The organism is Thalassovita sp. (assembly GCF_034670005.1).
In the GTDB taxonomy this organism is placed as follows: domain Bacteria; phylum Pseudomonadota; class Alphaproteobacteria; order Rhodobacterales; family Rhodobacteraceae; genus Thalassobius.
Genome location: NZ_JAXMOH010000002.1, coordinates 102030 through 118286, shown reverse-complemented (window position 1 = coordinate 118286; position 16257 = coordinate 102030). Strand labels below are relative to the sequence as shown.

Annotated in this window: 13 protein-coding genes; 3 read left to right on the top strand and 10 right to left on the bottom strand. The window is 57.0% G+C overall.

The features are described from left to right. The first annotated feature begins 67 nt into the window (after positions 1–67). Complete coding sequence (gene lexA / locus VOI23_RS04490; protein WP_323782176.1) at positions 68–760, top strand: transcriptional repressor LexA; 693 nt, start codon at positions 68–70, stop codon at positions 758–760. Here the strand turns inward: lexA and VOI23_RS04485 are convergent. Then, positions 754–2757, bottom strand: coding sequence for a ComEC/Rec2 family competence protein (locus VOI23_RS04485; RefSeq protein WP_323782174.1), 2004 nt, complete (start codon positions 2755–2757; stop codon positions 754–756). The genes lexA and VOI23_RS04485 overlap by 7 nt on opposite strands. 78 nt (positions 2758–2835) lie before the next feature. On the opposite strand from VOI23_RS04485, the gene gltX reads away from it, so the two are divergent. Both gltX and gltA read left to right on the top strand, forming a co-directional pair. Continuing rightward, a complete protein-coding gene (gltX, locus tag VOI23_RS04480; protein WP_323782171.1) occupies positions 2836–4236 on the top strand; it encodes a glutamate--tRNA ligase in 1401 nt (466 codons plus the stop codon). Between the two features lie 83 nt (positions 4237–4319). Next, positions 4320–5615 (top strand): citrate synthase, encoded by a 1296-nt coding sequence (gltA, locus tag VOI23_RS04475; RefSeq protein ID WP_323782168.1) that lies wholly within the window; start codon positions 4320–4322, stop codon positions 5613–5615. Between the two features lie 88 nt (positions 5616–5703). On the opposite strand, the gene VOI23_RS04470 is transcribed toward gltA, so the two are convergent. The 9 genes from VOI23_RS04470 to VOI23_RS04430 form a co-directional block, all read right to left on the bottom strand. Continuing rightward, complete coding sequence (locus VOI23_RS04470; protein WP_323782164.1) at positions 5704–6477, bottom strand: enoyl-CoA hydratase-related protein; 774 nt, start codon at positions 6475–6477, stop codon at positions 5704–5706. A 66-nt stretch (positions 6478–6543) separates the two neighbouring features. Then, entirely contained in the window at positions 6544–6996 is a 453-nt protein-coding gene (locus VOI23_RS04465; protein ID WP_323782161.1) for a cytochrome c-type biogenesis protein, read from the bottom strand. Beyond that, on the bottom strand, positions 6993–8960 hold the full coding sequence (locus VOI23_RS04460) for a heme lyase CcmF/NrfE family subunit (protein WP_323782158.1): 1968 nt from the start codon (positions 8958–8960) through the stop codon (positions 6993–6995). Before VOI23_RS04460 ends, VOI23_RS04465 begins: the two co-directional genes overlap by 4 nt. A gap of 122 nt (positions 8961–9082) precedes the next feature. Further along, on the bottom strand, positions 9083–9640 hold the full coding sequence (locus VOI23_RS04455; protein WP_323782156.1) for a holin family protein: 558 nt from the start codon (positions 9638–9640) through the stop codon (positions 9083–9085). Beyond that, entirely contained in the window at positions 9631–10242 is a 612-nt protein-coding gene (locus VOI23_RS04450; protein WP_323782153.1) for a holin-associated N-acetylmuramidase, read from the bottom strand. The genes VOI23_RS04455 and VOI23_RS04450 overlap by 10 nt, the downstream gene beginning before the upstream one ends. A gap of 86 nt (positions 10243–10328) precedes the next feature. Then, on the bottom strand, positions 10329–10772 hold the full coding sequence (gene ccmE, locus VOI23_RS04445; RefSeq protein ID WP_323782150.1) for a cytochrome c maturation protein CcmE: 444 nt from the start codon (positions 10770–10772) through the stop codon (positions 10329–10331). A 142-nt stretch (positions 10773–10914) separates the two neighbouring features. Beyond that, positions 10915–11727, bottom strand: coding sequence for a glutamate racemase (gene murI / locus VOI23_RS04440; protein WP_323782147.1), 813 nt, complete (start codon positions 11725–11727; stop codon positions 10915–10917). Between the two features lie 24 nt (positions 11728–11751). After that, positions 11752–12630 (bottom strand): lysophospholipid acyltransferase family protein, encoded by an 879-nt coding sequence (locus VOI23_RS04435; protein WP_323782144.1) that lies wholly within the window; start codon positions 12628–12630, stop codon positions 11752–11754. Between the two features lie 115 nt (positions 12631–12745). Further along, positions 12746–16168, bottom strand: a complete 3423-nt coding sequence (locus tag VOI23_RS04430) for an indolepyruvate ferredoxin oxidoreductase family protein (protein ID WP_323782141.1) — start codon at positions 16166–16168, stop codon at positions 12746–12748. Positions 16169–16257: the final 89 nt, after the last annotated feature.

Below are 16257 nucleotides of genomic sequence, written 5' to 3'. Positions count from 1 at the left end.
AGACCGTTGACACAAAACGGGAACATGTGTAGAACAAACCCAAACCGATTGAACCGGAGGGGCGTTCATGCTGACCAAAAAACAGCTCGATCTGCTGACATTTATTCACCAGCGGATGCAGCGTGATGGCGTACCGCCATCCTTTGATGAAATGAAGGAAGCGCTGGACCTACGGTCCAAATCAGGCATTCACCGTCTGATCACCGCATTGGAAGAACGCGGCTTCATCCGCCGCCTGGCACATCGGGCCCGCGCGATAGAGATTGTGAAACTGCCCGATAGCCTGAGCGGCGATACCGGATTTACCCCCAAGGTGATCGAAGGCGGACGCCCTGAAACCACACCGCGTGATGCAATCCCGATTGAAGCGGTTCACGCGATGGAATTGCCGGTGATGGGACAGATCGCTGCCGGCGTCCCGATCGAAGCGATCAGCCATGCATCGCGGCAGATTGCAGTGCCCGGGTCCATGCTCAGCAGTCAGGGCGAACATTACGCGCTCGAGGTGAAGGGCGATTCAATGATCAATGCCGGTATCAATGACGGCGACGTGGTGATCATCCGCGAAACCAGTACAGCGCAAAACGGCGATATCGTGGTCGCACTGGTGGAAGATCTCGAAGCGACGCTGAAAACCTTTCGCCGCAAAGGCAACAGTATTGCCCTTGAAGCTGCCAACCCAGCTTATGAAACCCGTGTTTTACCCGATCATATGGTCAAAGTTCAGGGCCGTCTGGTCGGTTTGATCCGGAGTTACTGAGATTGGGATGACGTCCATGGTCTGTCGCCCGCCAATTGGCGGGCGGTGACGATTCTGGGGCCTGCATCGTCGAAATAGACCGCCACTGCCCCGGTCTTGCGCAGGGTGTCGGGATCGAAGACCCGACAGGGCAAGTCCTGAGCAATAGTCTTGTTGGCGATCAGCCATTCATCCTTGTCACAAGTGGCGCTTTCAGCCGCCCGTTTTCCCGAAACGACCTGAACCATGTTATGATCGTCTGGCCAACGGTTAACTGTTTCAAACTGTGCCGCCGGATCGCCGTCGTTTTCCAACCAGATCGCCGCAACGAATGCGGATCCGTTCTCCTTGCTCATCGCCCTGCCTTTGGCCGTCATCAGTCCGACCAATGCACCGTCTTCGGCAATCAGCAGATCCGGACGGTCGTTTTGCCCCCACAGCATCAAAGCGAGGAGCGTCGGAACAGCGCCCCCCCATCTGGCTCGTCCGCGCCACAGCACCACAAACAAGGCCGCTAGGGAAAACACCGGCAATATCCGCCAATCCGGGCTCGGAACCATACGCACCGCGCCGTCCTGTTCTGCGACGAATCGTGCCACTGCTAAAATCCAACGGAGCCCAAGCCCCATCAGCCATAAAACCGGACCCTCGGCCCCGAAGGGCATAACCAGTGCGGCCAGAACCGCCGCCGGAATCACCAGAATGCCCATCAACGGCACCGAAAGAAGGTTGGCAGGCAGACCCAGTACCGCAATCTGGTTGAAATGAGCCGCCGCGAATGGCGCGGTTGCCGCGCCTGCCACCGCAGAAGACAGGACGATCGCAAATACAGGTTTTAGCAAGCGGCGTCCGCCCAGTGCTCCGGTATCGCGCAATAGGCTGAAAACGAACACCAGGGCGGTCGTTGCAGCAAAGGACATCTGAAATCCCGGGCTCAGCAGGCTTTCCGGTCTAAGCAATAGAACGATTCCCGCCGCCACTGCGACAGCACGCAGCGACAGCGCCCGATGGTCGAACACAATCGCCAGAAGAAACACCCCGACCATGACGAAGGCCCGTTCGGTTGCCACATTACCGCCCGACAAGATCAGATACCCGGCCGACACGATCAGCGCCCCTACTGCCGCGATTTTCTTGACCACGATCCGCAGTCCGATGCCTGGTACCAGCAACAGGAATACCCGGATCAACGCAAAGACAAATCCGACCACCAACCCCATATGCAACCCCGATATCGCCAGCAGATGCGCCAGGTTGGAGCGGCGCAGTGCGTCTAGCGTGGTTTGCCCGATCGCAGAGCGATCACCGGTCATCACTGCGGCGGCGAACGCCCCGGCTTCGCCCGGTAACGCCTTCTGAACCCGGGCGGATAATACCATTCGGGCGGCAACAATGTTCAGCCCTGCCCGGCGCGGCTGCAACAGCAGGACCGGCGTGCGCGTATAGCCGACGCCGCCAATCCGCTGGAACCAGGCATGACGCTGAAAGTCGAAACCGCCCGGTTCGGCCGGTCCGGACGGGGGCAGGAGATGCGCGGTGAGAATAACGATATCGCCTGGGGCCGGTTGGTATCCGTCCTGATCCCCATGCAAAGCCACCCGTATCCGCGCCGGGGTTTTACCCGGATCAAAGCCAGACAACACGACCTGGTCCAGTGTAAGCCGCACCGCATCGCTGCTGGAGCGGTCGATCGTGATTACCGTGCCTTCGACCGGACCATAATACCGATACTGAAGCACCGGGGCGGCGACCCAATTACTGCGGGCCCCGGCCCATACCACGCCGCAAACGATCAGCGACACCGCCCAGATCAGCGGTGAAACCGCTGGGCCGGTCCGCATGGCCACGATGGCCGTGCAAATCGCGCCGCCAAGCAGCAGACACCGGGCCGTCCATGACGGTTCCGCCGGCAAATAGAAATAGATACCGATGCCGATGCCAAAGAAGACCGGAGCCCAAGGGAACAACGCCCCTCGTTGCGCAAGAAGCGCCGTTCCGATCCGGTTAAAGGGTGCCAAGTCTTGTCCTTGCATCGGCAGGTAGATAGACAGACGAAAACGCTACTCCCCTCCTGGTTACCGAAAGGTTAAACCCGCATGTCTTCACAGATCGTGACCCGCTTCGCCCCATCGCCCACCGGTTTCCTGCATATCGGCGGCGCGCGCACCGCGCTGTTCAACTGGCTCTACGCCCGCGGCCGCGGCGGCAAGTTCCTGCTGCGAATCGAAGATACCGACAGGGAACGGTCGACCCCTGAAGCAACCGAGGCGATCCTAGAAGGTCTCAATTGGCTGGGGCTGGATCACGATGGTGAGATCGTCAGTCAGTTCGAAAACGCCGCGCGCCATGCCGCGGTGGCCGAACAGTTGCTGGCCGAGGGCAAGGCCTATAAATGCTTCGCCACGCAGGAAGAAATTCAGGCCTTCCGCGATGCAGCCCGGGCCGAAGGTAAATCGACATTGTTCCACAGCCCTTGGCGGGATGCCGATCCGGCAACCCATCCTGATGCACCGTTTGTGGTGCGGATCAAGGCACCGCATGACGGTGAAACCGTGATCCGCGATCAGGTGCAGGGCGATGTGACAATTCGCAACGATCAGCTCGATGACATGATCCTGTTACGTTCCGATGGCACCCCTGTCTATATGCTGGCCGTTGTTGTCGATGATCATGATATGGGCGTGACCCATGTGATCCGGGGAGACGATCACCTGAATAATGCCGCGCGCCAGATGATGATTTATAATGCAATGGGGTGGGATGTGCCAATCTGGGCCCATATTCCTCTGATCCATGGGCCGGATGGTAAAAAACTGTCCAAGCGCCATGGGGCTCTGGGTGTCGATGAATATCAGAAAATGGGCTATCCGGCGGCAGGCATGCGGAATTACCTCGCGCGGTTGGGGTGGAGCCACGGGGATGACGAATTCTTTACCGACGAACAGGCGAAAGAATGGTTCGATCTGAGCGGGATTGGAAAATCACCTGCCCGGTTCGACTTCAAAAAGCTGGAAAACCTTTGTGGTCAGCACATCGCCGCTGCCGATGATGCTGCGCTGCTGCATGAACTACAGGAATTCCTGTCTGCAATTGGTCAACCAAGGCTGGACGATACGAAATCAGTACTTCTACGTAAGGCGATGTACTGTCTAAAAGATCGCGCCAAAACTTTTCCCCAACTGATTGAAAAGGCGGAATTTGCTCTGGCAAACCGCCCGATTCAGCCAGATGAAAAAGCGGCGAAAAACCTTGATGATGTATCCCGTGGTATACTGAAAGAATTGACGCCGCATTTGCAAAATGCTAGCTGGTCGCGTGAGGAACTGGAAACAGTTGCCAACCAATTTGCCGAGGCTCGGGAGATGAAGTTTGGCAAGCTTGCGGGTCCTCTCAGGGCAGCTTTGGCAGGCCGTGCGGCAACTCCAAGCGTGTTCGATATGATGCTGGTCCTTGGGCAGGACGAAACACTTGCCCGGTTGACCGACGCAGCTGCCTGACAGGATAGTCGCCAGTCAGAGCAAAAGAATAAGAATCATGCCCGTGTCGTCCGACACAGAGGCTTCGTGATGAAGGGAAAACCATGACTGAATCCACCAAAACCGCAACGTTGAGTTTTGACGGCAAGACGCTTGAATTGCCCATGTTTACCCCGACCGAGGGCCCCGATGTAATCGACATCCGTAAGCTCTACGCTCAGGGTCACGTTTTTACGTATGACCCCGGCTTTACCTCGACGGCCTCCTGCGACAGCACCATCACCTATATCGATGGTGATGAAGGCGTTCTGTTGCATCGCGGTTATCCGATCGGTCAGCTGGCATCCAAATCGCATTATCTGGAAGTCTGCTATTTGCTGCTTTACGGAGAACTGCCGACAGCAGGTGAGCTGGAAATATTCGAAACCACCATCACCCGCCACACCATGATCCATGAGCAGATGCACAATTTCTTCCGCGGGTTCCGCCGCGATGCGCATCCGATGGCAACCATGGTGGGCGTTGTCGGCGCGATGTCGGCCTTCTATCATGATTCAACCGATGTCGCCGATCCCTGGCAGCGTGAAATCGCGTCACACCGGCTGATTGCCAAAATGCCGACCATCGCGGCAATGGCGTATAAGTATTCGATCGGTCAGCCCTTCGTTTATCCGCGCAACGATCTGGATTACGCAGCGAATTTCCTGCACATGTGCTTCAGCGTTCCTGCAGAGGAATATCACGTGAACCCGATCCTGAGCCGCGCGATGGACCGGATTTTCACCCTGCATGCCGACCATGAACAGAACGCGTCGACCTCGACTGTGCGTCTGGCCTCGTCCTCGGGAGCCAACCCGTTCGCTTGTATCGCTGCTGGCATCGCCTGCCTGTGGGGGCCCGCTCATGGTGGCGCCAACCAGGCCTGCCTGGAAATGCTGCGCGAAATCGGCACCCCCGACCGGATCCCCGAATTCATCGAACGGGCCAAGGATAAGAATGATCCTTTCCGCCTGATGGGATTTGGCCACCGCGTCTACAAAAACATCGACCCGCGTGCGACCGTGATGAAGCAATCGGCCGACGAAGTTCTGGAACTGCTGGGCATCGAAGACAACCCGTTGCTGCAGGTCGCCAAGGAACTGGAAAAGATCGCGCTGAACGATCCGTATTTCAAGGAAAAGAAGCTGTTCCCGAACGTGGACTTCTATTCGGGTATCATCCTCGAAGCGATGGGCTTCCCAACTTCAATGTTCACCCCGATCTTCGCTCTGTCGCGCACCGTTGGCTGGGTCAGCCAGTGGAAAGAAATGATCGCCGATCCGCAAAACAAGATCGGTCGTCCGCGGCAGCTTTACCTGGGTGAAACCCAGCGCGATTATGTAGATGTCGAAGACCGCTAAGCGTTTCTTCTTTTGGCATAAAAAACACCCCGGCAAGAAATTGCCGGGGTGTTTTAGTTTGTGAACCAGCTGCGGTTTGCAGCAGACCTCAGCGTCCCTCGAAATGCGGCGGGCGTTTCTCGGTAAAGGCCAGAACCCCTTCCTTGAAATCACGACTTTGGCCGCAGGCACCTTGCTTGCGCCCCTCGACCTCCAGTTGCCGGTCCAGCGTGTTGTCCCAGCTACCGCGGATCGCTTCTTTAACGTGGGCGTAGGCCAGCGTCGGTCCTTTGGCCAGATGCGCGGCGCGGGATTTCCAGATCGCCGCGAATTCCGCGTCTGGCACGGCTTCCCAGATCAGCCCCCAGTCATCGGCCTGACGGGCGCTGATCTTGTCGGCAAACAACGCAGCCCCCATCGCTTTGGCCATCCCCATGTTACGGGTCATCCAGTAGGTGCCACCGGCATCCGGGATCAGCCCGATACGGGTGAACGCCTGCAGGAAATAGGCGCTTTCAGAGGCGATCACCACATCGGCTGCCAGCGCCAAATTGGCCCCTGCCCCTGCTGCGGCACCGTTCACAGCGCAAATTGTGGGGATCGGGCAATCGTAGATCGCCTTGAGCATCGGCGCGTATTCGTCGCGCAAGGTGCGTTCGAGATCCAGATTGGCCGCGTTGGCCCGGTCGCTCAGATCCTGACCGGAACAAAATGCTTTGCCCGATCCAGTGAGGACCAGAACCCGTGCGCTCTTGGCAGCTTCGCGCGCCGCATCAGCGATTTCTGCCCGCATCAGCGTGTTAAGAGCGTTCATCTTGTCAGCACGGTTAAGCGTCAGAACCGCGATATCGTCTTCAATGGCAAGGGTAATTGTTTCATACATGGGGCATGCCTCCTCTGTTGGCCAGAATATAACCGACCGCGTGGTAGGCTAAAACCCTAACTAGAGTCAGTCGTCCATAATTTCGGCCAGCCGCGTCTTTTCCGCTTCGCTCAACGCTTCAAGCTTTTGTTCCGGCGCGGATTGTCGGCGGCGCAGATAACCCAAACCAAGCCCCATCCCGGCAATCAACATCATCGGCCCTGCCGCCCAAAGCAACCAATTGGCGCCGCGTGCGGTCGGGTTAAGCAGCACATATTCGCCATAGCGGTCGACAATATAGTTTACGACTTCGACATCGCTATCACCTGCCGTCAGCCGTTCGCGCACCAACAAGCGCAGGTCGCGCGCAAGTTCAGCATGAGAATCGTCGATATTCTCGTTGCGACAGACCAGGCAGCGTAATTCCTTTGAAATGTCGCGTGCACGCGCCTCCAAAGCCGGGTCGTTCAGGATTTCGTCGGGCTGCACCGCCCAAACAGGCGCTGCGATCAAGCAAAGAGCAAGAGCCAGCCGTTTCATTCTGCGGGTACTCCGGCGGCGACACGGGTTTTACGCGCCCCTGCGGCCACGCGGTAGCGCCGGTCAGACAGGCTTAGCAATCCGCCAATCGCCATCATGATTGCCCCACCCCAGATCCAGTTCGCCAGCGGTTTGTAATAACTTCGCACAGCCCAACCACCGCCGTCTTGCGGATCGCCGATCACCACGTAGATGTCACGCAGGAACCCACTGTTGATCGCGGCTTCTGTGGTGGGCATCTTGGCGACAGGATAATTTCTCTTTTCCGGATACATCGTTGAAATCGGTTTGCCGTCTTTGGACAATCGCACGGTTCCCATGGTCGAAAAGTAGTTCGGCCCGCGCACGTCTTCGACCTTGTCCAGCACCAACGTATAGCCTGCGATATCGAAGGGTTCACCGATCTGAACAACACGAATATCTTCTGCTTCCCAAGCCATCAGCCCGGAAATACCCAACATCGTGATACCCAGACCCGCATGCGCGACCGATTTACCCCAGTCAGCGCGGGGCAGTCGTAGCAGGCGCGAGATTTGCCGGGATCGCCCGGTGCGGCTCCACAGATCAATGGCGGACCCAAAGATCAACCAACTGCCAAGGAACAGACCAATCGGTCCAAGCATACTGCGCCCCGATTGCACCGCCCAGGCAAGGCAGGCCAGTGAGAGTGCAAGCACAAATGCGGGTACAAGTGCCTTGAACGTTCGGGTGAGAGACGCCCGTTTCCAAGGCAGCATCGCGCCCACCGGCAAAACCAGCCCCAGAACCACCATGAACGGGGTAAAGGCCATGTTGAAAAACGGTGCCCCGACCGACAGTTTGCGCCCAAAGGTCAATTCAGCTACCAGCGGCCAGATCGTTCCGATAAAGACGACAAAGGCCGCGACCGCCAGAAGCAGGTTGTTCAACACCAGCCCGCTTTCGCGGCTGACCATGGAAAAGGCGCCCTTGGCTTCCATTGCGCCGGCGCGCGCAGCGTAAAGTGTCAGTGCGCCCCCCATGAAGAGAGCAAGAATGGCCAAGATGAACACCCCGCGTTCGGGGTCATTGGCAAAGGCATGTACGGAAGTGATCACGCCAGAGCGCACAATGAAGGTCCCGATCAGCGAAAACCCAAAGGCCATGATTGCCAGCAGGATGGTCCAGCTTTTCAGGCTTTCGCGTTTTTCCACCACGATAGAGGAATGCAGCAGCGCCACCGCGAGCAACCAGGGCATGAAAGACGCGTTTTCAACCGGATCCCAGAACCAGAACCCACCCCAGCCCAATTCGTAATAGGCCCACCATGATCCCAGCCCAATCCCGATGGTCAGGAAAATCCACGCCGCCAAGGTCCACGGCCGCACCCAGCGGCCCCAGGCGGCGTCGACACGGCCTTCGATCAGGGCCGCGACGGCAAAGGAAAACGCCATCGAAAGCCCGACATAACCAAGATAGAGAAACGGTGGATGAAATGCGAGGCCGGGATCCTGAAGCAACGGGTTCAGATCTTCGCCGTCAAAGGGCGGCACAGCAACCCGTAAAAAGGGGTTGGAGGTGAACAGGATGAAGCCGTAAAAAGCAACGCCGATTGCCGACTGAACTGCCAAAACCCGCGCTTTCAGCGTTGGCGGCAAGGCGCCGCCGAACCATGCGGCCGAGGCACCAAACAGCGACAGGATCAGCACCCAAAGCAGCATCGATCCTTCGTGATTGCCCCAGACACCAGAGATTTTATACAGCATCGGTTTCAGCGAATGGGAATTTAGCACCACCAGACGCACGGAAAAATCCGAAGTGACGAAAGCGTGCATCAACGCAGCAAAGGAAAAGGCGACTAGTAAAAACTGAGCGTTCGCAGCAGGTTCAGCGACGGCCATCCAGCCGGGCCAGCGTTTATGTGCGCCGATCAACGGTACAGTGGCCTGAATGCAGGCGACAAGAAAGGCTAGGATGAGGGCGAAGTGACCGAGCTCTGTAATCATGCCTCAGTTATAGAGCTTTGACCGAGTGGGGCCAATGGAATTCGCCTATGCCAGGTGTTCACATTGTCGCGGGATAATGTTTGGGAAAAGAAACCCACGGTCCGGATCACATTGCCGAAACGCTACTTGTACTCTCGCCAATCCTCCAGCGCGGGATTGCGTTCTGGGACTATCGCCTCCAGTGTCAAGTCTGCGTCGTGCCCGGTATCCGCATTTGCCTCTCTATCGGGGGCAGCATTTTTTTTCTTCGTTTGCGGCATGCGCGCGATTGCCTGAGACATCCTGGTCTGGAATTCCTGCCCTTTGGTTTGATGCCGGGCCCCAAAGTAGAACGACACGATCGCGCCCAGCAACCACCATAGCGGTTCCGGTACCAGCGCGATTCCCTGCATCCGACTGGCGAACCAGACCGGGTTGATCATTGCAGCGCAAAACAATCCCAGCGTTCCAAGCGCCATCGCCGGACGCGGGAACCGGTTGATGGCATCCATCAGCCGGTCAAATCGTCCGCGCTCTGGTGCATAGAATTCCTGAGCGAATTGGCCTAACGATGCCGCCTGTCCTTCTGCTGCGCGGATTGCACCGGCTTCAGCGTTTTCACGAAAAACCTCCACCGTTTTTCGAAATTCGTGTTGTCCCGACCCAAACAACAAGTTCAGAATCTGCCGCATTAGCCCCATTTATTTACCCTTTCCAGGAACTCCGTCGAGCTGAGATGATAGCGCGGCGAAATGAATTCTTCGGCTCGTTTGATCCAGCCGCCTTTGCCTCCAGATCGGGAGCGGGCGTATTTGCGGCTGGCAGGACGGGCATCGGCCAGGCGGAAGTAATAATTGCGCCGGGCTATACCATAGGCATCGGTCAGAAGATCCGGCGCAGACAATGCCGCCGTTTGAGCCGCACCTGCGGTTTGCGGACCGATCACCCCGTCGACGCTCACATCATGGCCCATTTGGCGCAACAGGCGTTGGAGAATCTTCACCGCATTGGCTCCGGAATTGACATACATGTCGAAAACGCTGGCTTGCAGTTGTTCAGGCAACTGGTCGATTTTCGGTCGTTTGAAATAGTTTGTCAGGAAAATGTTCTGCGCCTGTGCCCGGCTCAACCGGCGCACATCGTCCGCATCCACATCTCCGTCACGGTCCAAATCCAACCCGAGCCGCCGCATCGTGCGAAGCGTGACGCCGTGATTGGTCGCACCGCCCGGGTCGTCGGGATCGTTCACATACCCGCCTTCTCGCGCGATGATCGCTTGGGCGATTCGCCTGACATCCAGCATGAAGAACCCCGCTTTGCCTGTTGCGGGATCAGGCTGGGGTTAAACCGTTAACGACTGGAAAAACGACCGTACCGATCCTGCTCAGCTCAGCTTTCTGGGTCTTTATAGACGCCCTGTTCTTTCAGCGCGTCCACGACTTCCTTGGGCATGTAGCTTTCGTCATGTTTGGCAAGGATTTCAGAGGCTTCAAAAACGCCGCCGACGTATTTGCCGGTGCCGATCATGCCTTGGTTTTCGTCAAAGAGATCAGGCAAAACACCGGTAAAGACGACGGGCACTGACGCGCCACCATCGGTGACATTGAAGCGGATGGTTTCCCCCTGTCCGCGCTGCAGGCTGCCGTCTTCGACCAACCCGCCAATGCGAAAGGTTTCATCGGGCCCCGGAGGTTCAGCCATAACCTGCGAAGGAGAGCGGAAAAAATTGATGCCGTCACGCATGGCATAGCCGATTAAACCAGTGGACAGCGCCAAAGCGAAAACTGCCACCGCAATCACCTGAATACGACGTTTCTTTTTCAAGCCTCTCATGCGCTTGCTCCTCACCGCTCGGGTTGACGCTATTTGGCGTCAAACAGACATGTCAGAGTTAACATTGATCCCGCAAAGCGCAAGGTCTGCGCCATGCTACTTTTTGTCCGGGCGTCGTGATGTCGGCTATGAACGACACAAATCAGGCCGCTTGGAACGTGATTTTACGGCGCAGGAATTGAGTAGCCCGATCCGATACCTTCAGCGGATTCCCGGTGGTCAGAAACATCGTTTCCTTCCCTGCGCCGATCATTTTGGGATGACGTTCCAGATAATCGGCCAGACTCTCTGCCACGAGATTGGCTTGCGAATACACTTCGACCTCGGCACCGAGAGCATCCTGAAAGGCGTCCTGCATCAGTGGATAATGCGTGCAGCCCAAAACAGCCGCTTCGGGATGAGGCATTTTGCGCTTCAGCGCGTCGACATGGGACCGCACCAACGCTTCGGCTAAAATCATGTCGCCGTCTTCGATCGCATCAACCACGCCACCGCAGGCCTGCGCCTCGACATCGACGCCGATGGCGCGAAAAGCCAGTTCGCGCTGAAAGGCGCGGCTGGCCACGGTGGCGGGCGTCGCAAATAGCGCCACATGATGGACCTCGACTTCGCGCGGGGGACTGTTGTCGCCCCATTTGCGTTCGGTCAACGCTTCGATCAGCGGGACAAAGACGCCCAGAACACGTTTGTTTGGCGGGATCCAGCTTTCCTGCATCCGGCGCAGCGCCGCGGCACTGGCCGTGTTACACGCCAGAATGACCAGATCGCAGCCCGCGTCCCACATCCGTTCCACCGCCTTGGTGGTCAGGTTGTAAACGTCATCGGCATCTCTCACGCCGTAGGGCGCGTTGGCATTGTCGCCAAAATAGACGATCGGCAGCTCGGGCAACCGCTTTGTCACGGCGTCCAGAACCGTCAATCCCCCCAGACCGCTGTCAAAAATTCCTACTGCCATCAGCCCTACCGCCTGCACAAGCGCTTACGCGCGATGTTTCTCTTCGAACTCATACCCGTAATCCAAGGTGATGAGCGGTGTCGGAGACAGCTCATACGTCGATTTGCGCAGGAAATCCATCAATGCTTTGGAATCGTTTTTCCGCGCGTTAATCTCTTTTCTCTCAATCGGTTGCCCGACAGCGACACGTACCGGCGTATCGACTCTCTTGGCGAATTCTTTGATCAAAAGCCCCATGCGCAGAGTGTTGTGCAAATGGCTGGCGATCTGAAATAAACGACTTGTATGGCCATCAAAGAATATTGGAACGACCGTTGCTTCTGATTTTGCCACCATCCGCGCGGTGAATTTTCGCCAACTGGGATCCATTGGATGGGCAAAGGGTTTCGCCGATGTCGAAACCGTGCCGCCGGGGAATATACCGACCGCACCGCCCTGCCTCAGATAGTTCAGGCTATTCTTGCGCGTTTGCAGGTTTAACTGCATCGATTCCTTGGTTTCATCAAAGGAGATCGGCAAAATATTCTGGTTCAGATCGGAAGATTTACGGAATACCTGATGTGCGAGAATGCGAAAATCGCCACGCGTCATGGATAGGATATGGCCCATCATCAACCCGTCAAGGATACCGTAGGGGTGATTGGCGATCAGGATAAGCGGCCCTTCGGAGGGGATGTTTTCCAATGACCCGCCCGCCACATCCAGCGACAGGCCATAGCGATCCACCATCACCTTCCAGAAATCGCCGCCATTGGCGATGTCGGTGTCATATCCCCGAGCACGTTTGATCAAACCGATACGCCCGGTCGTATTTTCCAGGGTTCGTATCACCCTTCGTCCAACCCTGCTTTGCGCTGAATGGGCATAGCTGATGTCGCGCGCAATATGGTTTTTCCGGGTCATGCTGTTTTGCCAGTTACAGATTCCCCGCATCAAATAGGAAATTCGGCCGCGTGAGAACAGAGTTTACTTTGGAAACGTGCCGGGCAAGATCCCCCTGCCCGGCCGTCCCGTTTTATTACTCTGCCGCAGTAGCAAGCCCTGTGCCGGGATTTGCAATCCGGTCCCAAAGCGCCTCTCTTTGCTTTGACGCCTTGACTTCGTTTTGCGCTTTAACCGGTCCGAAACCGCGGATTTGCAGCGGTAATTCGGCCAATGCCACCGCAGCATCCATCGCATCCGGTGACAGGGTCTGCGCCAACTTCACCATGTCGGTTTCATATTGTTGGATCAGCGCACGTTCCATCTTCCGCTCTTCTGACCGACCGAATGGATCGAATGGAGTCCCCCGCAGTCTTTTCATCCGCGCCAACAGGCGGAACATCCGCATCATGCCCGGCCCGAATTCACGCTTTTGCGGGCGACCCTTATATCCCTTCTTTGCCAGGATCGGCGGGGCCAGATGGAATTTCATGGTGAAATCACCTTCAAATTCAGAATCTGCCTTGCTTTTGGTGTCCAAAAGCAACCGGGCTACTTCGTATTCGTCTTTATAGGCCAGTAGCTTGTGATACCCCTTGGCGACCGCCTCTTTCAGACGCGGATCGTCAAAACGGTCGACCAGCTTGCGATATTTCTTCGCCAGCCGCTTACCCTGATACCCAACCAGATGATCGGCGCGGAAGGCGATTTTTTCCTCCAGCGTTTTTGGTTTATCGACCACTTTCGGGGTCAACAGTTCCTGTGCCTGGTCCGGGTGCACAGCAGCCCAGCGGCCAATTTCAAACGCACGCAGATTGCGTTCTACTGCGGCGCCGTTCAGTTCGATCGCATCGACAAGCGCCTGATGGCTCAGCGGGATCAGCCCGCGCTGCCAGGCGGCACCGAAAACCATCATGTTGGAAAAGATCGAATCCCCCAATGTCGCCCGCGCCAGTTCGGAAGCATCAAACAGGATCACCTTGTCCTGCAACCGCGCCTGCAATTGCAGTTCCAGCCGGTCGGATGGCAGGCTGAATTCGGTGTTGTGAGTGAAATCGCCAGTGATAATTTCATGACTGTTGACCACAGCGCCGGTGCGTCCAGTCTTGGTCAGGCCGAGTGTTTTTGCCCCGGCCGACACCACCAAATCGCCACCGATCAGCGCATCCGCTTCGCCGGTTGCGACGCGTACTGCACTAATATCATCGGGTTGTTCCGCAATCCGGCAATGGATATGGACCGCACCGCCTTTCTGCGCCAGCCCGGCCATTTCCATCATGCCCGCACCTTTGCCGTCGATCTGTGCTGCCTGCGCCAGAACTGCGCCGATTGTCACGACACCGGTGCCGCCGACCCCAGTGATCACCACATTAAAGGTGCCCTTGATATCCGGCAACTCGGGCTGTGGCAGATGTGGCAGGTCCAGTTGTGCTGTCTCGGCCTTTTTCAATTTGGCCCCTTCCAGCGTCACGAAGCTGGGGCAAAACCCGTTGAGACAGCTGAAATCCTTGTTGCAGCTGGATTGATCGATGGCGCGTTTCCGACCGAGTTCTGTTTCCGCAGGCACGATCGACACGCAGTTTGACTGAACGCCGCAATCGCCGCAGCCTTCGCAGACGTCGGTATTGATGAACACCCTGCGATCGGGGTCGGGAAATTGTCCGCGTTTGCGCCGGCGGCGTTTTTCGGCGGCGCAGGTTTGAATATAGACGATCGCCGAAACGCCTTCGAAATTGCGGAATTTCTCTTCGACTTGCAACAGTTCGGCGCGTTCGTGCTTTTCCACTCCGGCGGGGAAGGCATTGAGGTCTACCTCTTCCTTCTCGTCGTAAACCACCCCAATATGTTCAACGCCCATTGCTTTGATTTCATCGACGATCTTATAGGCTGTCAGGCCGCCTTCGTTTTTCTGTCCGCCGGTCATTGCCACCGCGTCATTGAACAGGATCTTGTAGGTGATATTGGTCCCTGCCGCCAAAGCCGCACGGATCGCCTGAATGCCCGAATGGTTATAGGTACCGTCGCCCAGATTCTGGAACACGTGGTTGCGGCTGGAAAATGGCGCTTCGCCGATCCAGTTCGCCCCTTCGCCGCCCATTTGGGTGAACCCCAGCGTGTCGCGGTCCATCCACTGCACCATGTAATGGCAGCCAATTCCGGCATAAGCGCGACTACCGTCGGGCACCTTGGTCGAGGTGTTGTGCGGGCAGCCCGAACAGAAATATGGCAAGCGCGATGCGATTTCTTCGGCATTATCGTTTCGGCGGACGTCCTCCAACGCGCTTAGACCTGCCTTGACCCCATCGGTGCCACGACCTTCTTCGATCAGGATTTCGCCCAGCCGTTCAGCGATCATGATCGGATCGAGTGCGCCCTTGGTTTGGAACAGTTCCGGCCCGTGCATAGACCCGGCACCGCCGCCTTTGTGCCAGCCATAGACCCGGCGCCCACGCCGGTCGTCAAAAATGGCTTCCTTGACCTGTACTTCGATCAACTTGCGCTTTTCTTCCACAACGACGATCAGGTCCAACCCTTCGGCCCAATCGTGGAACCCCCGCATATCCAATGGAAATGTTTGGCCAACCTTGTAGGTGGTGATGCCCAAGCGTTCGGCTTCGGCCTCGTCAATATTCAGCAATGCCATCGCATGGACCAGATCGAGCCAGTTCTTGCCCGCAGCCACGAACCCGATCTTGGCCCCCGGCTTGCCCCACATCCGCTTGTCCATCTTGTTGGCGTGGGAAAACGCTTCGGCCGCGAAACGCTTGTAATCGATCATCCGGGCCTCTTGTTCGGTCGGACTGTCTATCAGTCGGATATTCAGCCCGCCTTCGGGCATGTCGAACTCAGGCGTGACAAGCTTCATCCGGTCGATCCGACCATCGACCACGGCTGTTGCTTCGATCGTGTCCTTCATTGTTTTCAGTCCGACCCAAAGCCCGGAAAACCGGCTGAGCGCGATGCCGTAGATACCGTAATCGAGAACTTCCTGAACCCCGGCAGGGCTGACCACAGGCATATAGGCATCGACCAACGCCCATTCTGATTGGTGCAGAACGGTGGAGCTTTCGCCGGTATGGTCATCGCCCATGGCCATCAGCACGCCGCCGTTCTTGGAGGTGCCCGCCATATTAGCGTGCCGCATCACATCACCGGTACGATCAACCCCCGGCCCTTTGCCGTACCACAACCCGAAAACACCATCGAATTTACCTTCGCCGCGCAGTTCGGCCTGCTGACTCCCCCACAAAGCTGTTGCGGCCAGATCTTCGTTCAATCCTTCGTGAAACAAAACATCAGCCGCATGAAGTTGCTTAGCTGCCCGGTTCATTTGCAAATCGACCGCGCCAAGCGGCGAACCGCGATAGCCGGTGACATACCCGGCGGTGTTCAGACCGGCCGCCTTGTCGCGGGCTTTTTGCGTGAGCATCAACCGCACCAGCGCTTGGGTCCCATTCAAAAGAACGGGCGATTTTTCCAGATCGAAACGGTCTGTTAGCGAAACCTTTTGGTCTGTCATTAACGTGTCTCCTCCCAACACTACGTGCATGCATGATTATAGTGCAATAATAGGTCATATATTTTGACCTACAAACAAAAAAATCCAAC

Bases quoted from the DNA above. Each gene is read 5' to 3' on its own strand.
- VOI23_RS04455 (WP_323782156.1), bottom strand. From the start codon at position 9,640: ATGGGGCTAATGCGGCAGATTCTGAACTTGTTGTTTGGGTCGGGACAA.
- VOI23_RS04435 (WP_323782144.1), bottom strand. From the start codon at position 12,630: ATGACCCGGAAAAACCATATTGCGCGCGACATCAGCTATGCCCATTCA.
- gltA (WP_323782168.1), top strand. From the start codon at position 4,320: ATGACTGAATCCACCAAAACCGCAACGTTGAGTTTTGACGGCAAGACG.
- lexA (WP_323782176.1), top strand. From the start codon at position 68: ATGCTGACCAAAAAACAGCTCGATCTGCTGACATTTATTCACCAGCGG.
- gltX (WP_323782171.1), top strand. From the start codon at position 2,836: ATGTCTTCACAGATCGTGACCCGCTTCGCCCCATCGCCCACCGGTTTC.
- VOI23_RS04470 (WP_323782164.1), bottom strand. From the start codon at position 6,477: ATGTATGAAACAATTACCCTTGCCATTGAAGACGATATCGCGGTTCTG.
- VOI23_RS04450 (WP_323782153.1), bottom strand. From the start codon at position 10,242: ATGCTGGATGTCAGGCGAATCGCCCAAGCGATCATCGCGCGAGAAGGC.
- VOI23_RS04430 (WP_323782141.1), bottom strand. From the start codon at position 16,168: ATGACAGACCAAAAGGTTTCGCTAACAGACCGTTTCGATCTGGAAAAA.
- VOI23_RS04465 (WP_323782161.1), bottom strand. From the start codon at position 6,996: ATGAAACGGCTGGCTCTTGCTCTTTGCTTGATCGCAGCGCCTGTTTGG.
- VOI23_RS04460 (WP_323782158.1), bottom strand. From the start codon at position 8,960: ATGATTACAGAGCTCGGTCACTTCGCCCTCATCCTAGCCTTTCTTGTC.
- murI (WP_323782147.1), bottom strand. From the start codon at position 11,727: ATGGCAGTAGGAATTTTTGACAGCGGTCTGGGGGGATTGACGGTTCTG.
- ccmE (WP_323782150.1), bottom strand. From the start codon at position 10,772: ATGAGAGGCTTGAAAAAGAAACGTCGTATTCAGGTGATTGCGGTGGCA.